The organism is Citrobacter braakii (genome assembly GCF_002075345.1).
GTDB lineage: Bacteria > Pseudomonadota > Gammaproteobacteria > Enterobacterales > Enterobacteriaceae > Citrobacter > Citrobacter braakii.
In genome coordinates this window covers 1-7283 of sequence record NZ_NAEW01000039.1, presented here as the reverse complement: position 1 = coordinate 7283, position 7283 = coordinate 1, and the positions used below count along the sequence as shown (strand labels likewise).

At 63.4% G+C, this 7283-nt stretch carries 7 protein-coding genes and 2 pseudogenes; all 9 read right to left on the bottom strand.

Translation table 11 applies throughout. The features are described 5' to 3' along the window. A pseudogene (locus BZK42_RS27105) lies at positions 1-331 on the bottom strand (prepilin peptidase); the annotation flags it as partial. After that, positions 328-864, bottom strand: a complete 537-nt coding sequence (locus tag BZK42_RS27100; RefSeq protein ID WP_080861288.1) for a hypothetical protein — start codon at positions 862-864, stop codon at positions 328-330. The pseudogene BZK42_RS27105 and the gene BZK42_RS27100, both read right to left, overlap by 4 nt. Further along, a complete protein-coding gene (locus BZK42_RS27095; protein ID WP_249025184.1) occupies positions 861-1370 on the bottom strand; it encodes a lytic transglycosylase domain-containing protein in 510 nt (169 codons plus the stop codon). The genes BZK42_RS27100 and BZK42_RS27095 overlap by 4 nt, the downstream gene beginning before the upstream one ends. A gap of 79 nt (positions 1371-1449) precedes the next feature. Beyond that, positions 1450-2073: a type 4 pilus major pilin gene (locus BZK42_RS27090; RefSeq protein WP_080861283.1), complete on the bottom strand. Its 624-nt coding sequence runs from the start codon at positions 2071-2073 to the stop codon at positions 1450-1452. Between the two features lie 73 nt (positions 2074-2146). Beyond that, complete coding sequence (locus BZK42_RS27085; protein WP_080861280.1) at positions 2147-3265, bottom strand: type II secretion system F family protein; 1119 nt, start codon at positions 3263-3265, stop codon at positions 2147-2149. Beyond that, positions 3255-5057 (bottom strand): GspE/PulE family protein, encoded by a 1803-nt coding sequence (locus tag BZK42_RS27080; protein WP_080861277.1) that lies wholly within the window; start codon positions 5055-5057, stop codon positions 3255-3257. The genes BZK42_RS27085 and BZK42_RS27080 overlap by 11 nt, the downstream gene beginning before the upstream one ends. Before the next feature lie 35 nt (positions 5058-5092). After that, positions 5093-5773, bottom strand: a complete 681-nt coding sequence (pilP, locus tag BZK42_RS27075) for a type IV pilus biogenesis protein PilP (RefSeq protein ID WP_158083401.1) — start codon at positions 5771-5773, stop codon at positions 5093-5095. Then, entirely contained in the window at positions 5757-7052 is a 1296-nt protein-coding gene (pilO2, locus tag BZK42_RS27070; RefSeq protein WP_080861261.1) for a type 4b pilus protein PilO2, read from the bottom strand. Before pilO2 ends, pilP begins: the two co-directional genes overlap by 17 nt. A gap of 1 nt (position 7053) precedes the next feature. Then, positions 7054-7283 (bottom strand): annotated as a pseudogene (locus BZK42_RS27065) (PilN family type IVB pilus formation outer membrane protein); the annotation flags it as partial.

Sequence of the window (7283 nt, the reverse complement as noted above, 5' to 3'; positions counted from 1 at the left end):
GACCGGCAACCAGGAACGTCACCGTCATCCGCCGCGGCAGCCAGCCGCTTGCCGCGTCACACACACCCAGTTGCAGCAGAAACCCTGACATCAGCAGGGCGTGTATCCGCTCAGCAGGAGACACTGGTGCCAGGCAGAACAGCATGGCGGCCACCGCCATCGCCCATATTCCCGTGGCTTCTGCCGACCGCATCCGGGCGTTCACGCTGCAGCCCTGCCCGGCCAGAAAGCGACGGACAGGAATCAGCACCTGGTGCGCTGTCAGGGCGGCGGCGACCATCACCGGCAGGGCGTATTCCACCGGAAACGCCGTGGCTATCAGGGTTCTCACCGGACATCCCCGGGCCGCAGCATGGCCAGCGCCTGTTCCGTCGCCAGACACATTCGCCAGTGCAGGGCTTTCAGTTGCCGGCTCTCTGAGACCAGTATCTGCAACATGTCTTCGCTTTTCTTCCCGGGTCTGGTCAGCATCATCGTATGCTGAGCCAGCCCGTCCAGCAGGGTTCGTGCCGCGATGTACGCCTGTATAACCGCCCGCCGGGTTTCCGGTGACAGCCGTAACACGTCACCTGTGCGGCTTTCATAAATTCTGAAACAGCTCTGCCGGGCATAAAACCGCACCCGCAGAACCTCCCCGTCTTCCAGGCCCTGCAGGGCGTGACCGACAGACTCCATGTAGCTGTTACAGAAACAGTCGATTTCATCCGCCAGTCCCCCGGTTAATAACTTCACGTCGTCCCGGTCACGCCCCCCGCTCCTGGCCGTTCTCAGCCGCAGTATCTCCGTCAGAACGCAGGCAAGACTCAGGGAGAGAAAAGCAAAAAACCATGGCGCCAGAATCCATATCCACAACAACATCTTCATTTCCCTCCTTTCCTGGTTGCCTTTCCGGCGTTTTTTGTCGCTGTCGACGCGATTGCCGGCGTTGCCGGCAGCCGGTTATAAATTCGCCATATCCGGTTCGCGTAGTGCTCCCGGGTTTCATGGCGGTCGGACCGGAATCCGGCGTTATATGACCCCAGGCAGTTCCAGGTGATACCACAGACCTGAAAATGTTTCGCCAGCACCCAGGCTCCGGTCTGTACGTTCAGGCAGGGGCGGTACAGGTCATCCGCGCTGCGGATCACTCCCATCGCCTGCAGATCCGGGATATGGGCGGAGTTAATCTGCATCAGACCGTAATCCGTGCTCTTCACCCGCCCTTTCTTATCCCGGTTCACATTGATGGCGTGCGGGTCAAGCTGGCTCTCGCCCCGGGCTATCGCTTCCAGCAGCCGGGGAGAGATGCCGTACTTCGCCCCCGCCGCCTCAAAGCAGAACGCCCGGGCGGAGAATGACGACAGCGACAGTATCGCTGCCGCCAGGAGCATCACTGCCTGTACGCCCCGCCACATCCTTACGTGCCTCCCTGTGGTGTCTGCTGTGCACATCGTTCAGGCTGTCCGCGTATCAGCTGTTCACGGTGAATATCAGCTTGTTGGTCCCGGTACGCCCGCTGTCCTTCGTGCACTGCGCGCCGGCCTGTTCGGACGTCACCTTCCCGTCAGCGTGCGCGGTGGCGTTGATGGTGATACCGTCCACCACCCCGGACCTGCTCAGACGCGTGGCTATCTGCACGCAGGCCGCCTGCGGTACCTTCTCATAGGTCAGGGTGAAACCGTTGTTGAACCCCGCCGTGTTCAGCGGCGTCAGCGTCACCGCCCCGCCCCAGGTGTTCCACAGCGTGGCCGTTCCCGCCTGGACGTCACCGCGGATGGTCATGCTTTTTGACACCCCGCCCTGCTGGATAAGCGACCCGGTCATCTTCGCCGCCGAGGTGAAGTTGTACCCGTCCGTGTCCTTCAGCAGCCCCTGGGTACTGGTGATGATGGTCTGGATATTGGTGGCCTCCGAGGCCACATCCTTGCGCAGCCACAGCGTGACGGCGTAGGCCAGTACCGACACTATCACCACGATAATCACCAGCCCCACCACACCCTGCTCCATCATCGCCCAGCCACGGTCAGGCTCCGGCGGTTTACCGCTACTGGCAGGATTACCGGTACCGTTCAGGGAAATCACGTTCTCTGTCATCTGTTTTTCCTCAGTTGTCTGTTACTTAACTGTCTGTTCATCGGTTAATTTAAGGTTTACCGTCCGGCGGGCATCAGCCCGCTCCGCCCATATCACTGCCGCCAATCTGAGAGATGGTCGTCACGGTGGAGACCAGCAACAGCAGGACGCCCACCAGAACCAGCAACATCAGCAGGCGTATCCGGTTGGCCCGGACGTTCACCCGCTCCAGCGTCTGCTCCAGCCAGCGCTCGCCGTAGCGGGCAATCACGTCCGGCGCGCCGTCGCCCCGAGTCAGCAGGGATAAAAAGTTGGCCGCTTCCCGCGACGGGAAGTCACAGCCCGAGTTTCTCAGCGCCAGGCCAAAGTGGTCCCCCTCCTTCACCCGGTCGATAATCGCCTCCAGCCTCACTGCCAGCCACGGGGAGGCGAAGCGCAGCAGCAGATTCAGGGCATTCAGCAGCGGCACCTGGGCCGCCAGCAGGGACGCCATGTTCATCAGGAACACCGCCCCCTGGATATCCCGGTATACCGACCACGGGACAAACACGTCCGCCACCCGCCGCAGCCCGTCAGGCCGCGTCCAGCGCGGCAGGGACCAGAACACCCACACGGCAGCCAGCACCATCATGCCGCCCGTCAGGAAACCATTTCTGTCCGCATACACCGACAGCACATACAGAAAACTCAGCCCCCCTTCCCAGGTGTCCGGGGATGACATCTTCTCCAGCTCCGGTATCAGCGAGAGGTTGAAGACCAGGACAGTGGCAAGCAGCATCGCCACCAGACCCACCGGGTACACCGACATTTTCAGGACCGCCGACAGAATGCGGCGCCGGCAGGTTGTCAGCCGCACCGCCTGTGCCAGCGCGTCGGGCAGGCTCCCGCTCTGCATACCGGCGCTGATAAGCGCCGCCTCTTCTGCCGGCACCCAGTGGGCCAGCGTGCTCTCCAGACTGTGCGCCTCACTGTTGTCACTGAGCGCGTCCGTGCAGTCCTGAGCCAGCTCCGCAAACGGATGCCAGCGCTGACCGAAGTTCGTGTACGCCTCGCTTATCTGCTCCAGCGCCTGTTTCAGTGGTACCTGATTGGCCAGCAGGAAGCGCAGCGCGTCATAGAACCGGATACGGTACTCCCCGGAGAACGTCCGGCGGACGGCCTCATAGCGCAGCCGCTGCAGCATTCCGCTGCGTAAGCTGTTCTCATTGTCCATGTCCGCCTCCGTTGTTATTGTTAACGGTATTGTTGCTGCGCTGTGCCGCCGCGTTCTGGCGAAGGGCGGTCAGCGCCACCTTCAGCGCTTCCTGAAGCCCCCGCGCCAGACCCTGCTCAATCCCTGATGAGACAGCCAGACTGACCAGCGCCTTCAGCTCTTCGCTGAGGCCAGCGCTACCGGGCATGGCCACTGTGCCCGCTGCCGGAGAGAGGTTATCCTCCACCCGCAGCACATCGTCCTCGTCCAGCGGAATGGTCTCATCCGCTTCCAGCGGGTCGACAAGACCGGCGCCGAGTTTGTGCAACAGATGGGTGCGACGGCTGATACCGCCGTTCGCCATCCAGTAACGTCGGGCCACTTCCTTCCCTTCGGTTTTCAGCAGGTGGAACAGCCTGGCGTCAGGGCGGATGACCTCCGCCACCACGCTGCGTCCGGTCACACCATGCCCCACCGTCGCCACCGTGCGGCCGTTCAGCACCACCGCCTTCCGGCAGTGCTCACAACCCTCCGGATGGCGGAAATACAAATCCTCCGGACGGCACAACCCGGGCTCGCTGCAGTATTTTTCCAGGTACGTACGCTGTTCGTCGCTCAGTTCTGCTTTCTTCTGCGCCCACGGCACCTTACAGTGCGGGCACAGCGTCTTCACCAGACGCTGGCTGATAAGCCCCACCATCAGTTGCGCATCCAGAATCAGTCCGGCCTCCACTCCCATGGTTATCATGCGTTCCGGAATGGACAGCGCGCTGTTGGTGTGCAGCGTGCTCATCACCAGGTGCCCTGTCTGTGCAGCGAAGATACCCGCCAGTATCGATATCAGGTCACGCAGCTCGCCCGGCATAATCGCGTCGGGGTCAAGTCGCAGCGCGCTGGAGATGGCCCGCTCCCAGGCGCGTCTGACCTCCGCCTCATCCGCTTTGTCGCAGATAATCGGCGTCTGAATGGCACCGGCAATACGCCCTTCCGGCGGGTCCTCCACCGTCAGCAGGCGTTTAAGGAAGCCGGTCCGCTCCAGCCAGATACGGCTGAAGCTCCTCAGCGTGGTGGATTTTCCCGACCCGGTGGGACCGGACAGGATGACCATCCCCTCCGGCAGGCGCAGAATGCGCTGTATCAGGGTTATCTGAGCCGGCAGAAAACCGAGCTGCGCCAGTGACGGCACCCTGTCGCCGTCGTCATTGATGGTGCGCATGACGAAGTGCAGGCCGTCTGCGGTTGGAGTGTGGCTGTAGCGGGCGCCAAACAGCCCCACCTTTTTCAGAAACTTCGCCGCCACCCGCCCGTCCTGCTTGCGCATCGGGAAGAACTGCACCTCGGTGACGTCGCACATCGACAGAATGATGGTGGCGGCCAGCGCCTCCCCGTCCTGCTCCGCCAGTTCGGCCACCGTCACCAGGTCACCGTGAATACGCATCTCAATGCGGGTCAGTCCGGGACTGGTGGTCACATGAATATCAGAACTGCCGGTACGCTGTGCCGTCTGAAAATACCCCAGCACTTCCGCCTGGCGCCGGCTGACGTCCGCCAGGTCCTTCAGGCTGAGCCCCGGCTCGTCTGACTCTGACCGGCTGCCCTGCGACTGGCGGCAGGTCTGCAGTACCGAGCGGGAGACAAACCGCGGGGAGACCCGGGCATGCTCACTCATCAGCCGCATCACTTCCGCCTGCACGTCAGGCTGAACCCGGCGGTGCTCATCCACCAGAATCTCGGTTTCCCGCGTCTCCGGGTTGTGGTACAGCAGCACCCCGCTGTCCTCATTCTGGTGCTGTGGTGAGTGTCCCCTGCTCATAAAACGTGTTTCTCCTTGTTCAGAAGGCCATCAGCTCAGAACAACAGTTCCGAACCGTCGCTGAGCGTGACGCCGGACAGTGAAATACGGCTGACCGTCAGCGTGCTTTCCCCGATAACCACCCGGCTGCCGGCGGACACCTCCGGCTGTGAGCCGTCGGGCATCTGTAACAAAGCGCGCAGCGCGCTGCCCTTCCCGCTGATTTCCAGCACCTGCGGCCGGGGAATGGCCCGGGCGCGGGAGGAAACACTCCCGTCCTGCAGCCCCGGAACGCCCGGCACGGAAGACGATGGCGACATTCCCCCCGGTGAGGTGACCGTGCCGGTACCTGCGGATGTGGTGCTTTCACTGCCCGCCTCCTCCAGCTGGCGCTGCAACTGCGCGGTCTGCACTTTTGCCGCCAGCAGCAGGTTCTTCTGCTGTATCTGCTCCAGCATGCCCAGGGTGATACTGCCCGGCGGCGGCACCGGCGGTGTGGAAGCTGACGCGGCAGTCGCTGCTGTCGCAACATCACTCCCGGCTGAAGCCACCGTTGCCCCGGCTTCAGGAGAAACCGTGACCGGCGAAGTGTCCGCAACTTTCGCAGCGGTGGCGCTGCCCGTACCGGATACCGCTGTATCAGCGTCAGCCCGCGCCCCGGGGCCAGCCAGTGCCAGCAGTATCAGTATCGTCGTGGCGCTGACTGCAGCCGTGGCTGCTCTATTTCTTACCGGCATAAATATGCCCCTCCGTCTCATACTGTTGCCCTTCCCCGCTGAGCGTGAACGTCACTTTGCTTATCCGTATTCCCCGCCCGTCAGCAGGGCCGGCCAGCATCTCCGGTACCCGCCTGTCTGTCAGGGTAAAGGTGTATTCCTGCCAGTCCTGTAGCGGCGCGGGCGTACCGTCATCCCCGGGCACGCCCGGCTCTTCGTTCACCGCCGTCAGCGTCAGCGTGGCCTGGTGCGCCTGGTACCAGGACACCACCAGCATCAGTTGCACGGCAACGGGCGGTACCGGCTCGTCCATGCCCGGCGCCGGTGTCCAGGGCAGGTGTACCGTCCCCTCGCCCCCGCCCGCGGCCAGGTTAATGACCGGCCGGCGGTGAAACACCACCTGCGCCCGGCGGGAGAACCCCGCCGCCGTACCGCCTGGCTGACGGCTGTAAACCAGCAGCAGCCCGTCAGCGCTGCACTCGCCCCGGGCCAGTTGCCAGCCGTCCAGCGCAACCGGAACCGTTTCCCGCCACGCCTTACAGCGGGACAGAAACGCCTGTACCGGCATCATCTCCTTCCAGGGATGCGGCAGGTACACTGGTTCCGGAGGGGTGGCAACGGGAATGACGTCCGCCAGAACGGGAGGCAGGTCGTCATCCCCGTCCGGCCACAGCCAGAATACCGCCGCCCCCAGCAGCGCCAGTCCCGCCACCACCGGCAGGGGGGTTATGCCCGCGCGGACCGGTTTCAGGCGGGAAGCCTTCAGAACACGCTTTCCCGCTGAAACCGTCAGCGCTTCCCATGACAGCGGGTCATCCGCCGGGGAGGTGACCGTCCAGTCCCCTTCAGGTGCAGTGTTAAACGCCAGGAACCGCTGCAGGGCCTGCCCGGCTTCCTCTGCGGTTCCGGTCACATCCGCCATCACCGACGGCAGGCCGTTCACCGTGGCCAGAAACACGTACCGGGACGCATCCAGCCGGTAGACTCCGTAAGCGTTATCACCGCTGACCCGACTGAACGCCGCCGCCAGCGAATACACCGGTCCCCGCGGACGCGAAGTCATGCGACCGTTCGCGGTCACCCGGTCTCCCTGGCGTCCCGGCCGGACCGTCAGGGTCAGTACCGTGCCGTCACGGCGTGGGCGTCCCGCTGTGGTGCGTTTTTGTTTTTTCACCGCAGTACGCTGACGTGTGCCTTTACGCGCCGGCGTACGACTCAGAGCCTCCCAGCGCAGCCCCGCCGCCCACTGGCGCCGTCCGGCTGTCACCACGACCACGGTGTCTGCTGTCACGTCCGTCATCTCAGTCACCGTTATTCCCCGTCAGTGCCGGTGTGATAATAATCACCAGCGTGCTGCGGCCATGCTCCCCGCTCCGGCCTCCCCCGAAGAGGAAATTGCCCGGGGTGAACGTGCCGCTCTTTTTCACCGACGTGTTGTCCTGGCTGAACCCGGTCAGAATCAGCGACTGTCCGGCGCGAAGGTTCACCTTCTGGCTCAGTGAGCGCAGTTTCGTGTAGGGCATCTCGATAT

Excerpts from the sequence above, each read along its gene's own strand:
- BZK42_RS27100 (WP_080861288.1), bottom strand. The coding sequence starts at position 864 with ATGAAGATGTTGTTGTGGATATGGATTCTGGCGCCATGGTTTTTTGCT.
- BZK42_RS27095 (WP_249025184.1), bottom strand. The coding sequence starts at position 1,370 with ATGCTCCTGGCGGCAGCGATACTGTCGCTGTCGTCATTCTCCGCCCGG.
- BZK42_RS27090 (WP_080861283.1), bottom strand. The coding sequence starts at position 2,073 with ATGACAGAGAACGTGATTTCCCTGAACGGTACCGGTAATCCTGCCAGT.
- BZK42_RS27085 (WP_080861280.1), bottom strand. The coding sequence starts at position 3,265 with ATGGACAATGAGAACAGCTTACGCAGCGGAATGCTGCAGCGGCTGCGC.
- BZK42_RS27080 (WP_080861277.1), bottom strand. The coding sequence starts at position 5,057 with ATGAGCAGGGGACACTCACCACAGCACCAGAATGAGGACAGCGGGGTG.
- pilP (WP_158083401.1), bottom strand. The coding sequence starts at position 5,773 with ATGCCGGTAAGAAATAGAGCAGCCACGGCTGCAGTCAGCGCCACGACG.
- pilO2 (WP_080861261.1), bottom strand. The coding sequence starts at position 7,052 with ATGACGGACGTGACAGCAGACACCGTGGTCGTGGTGACAGCCGGACGG.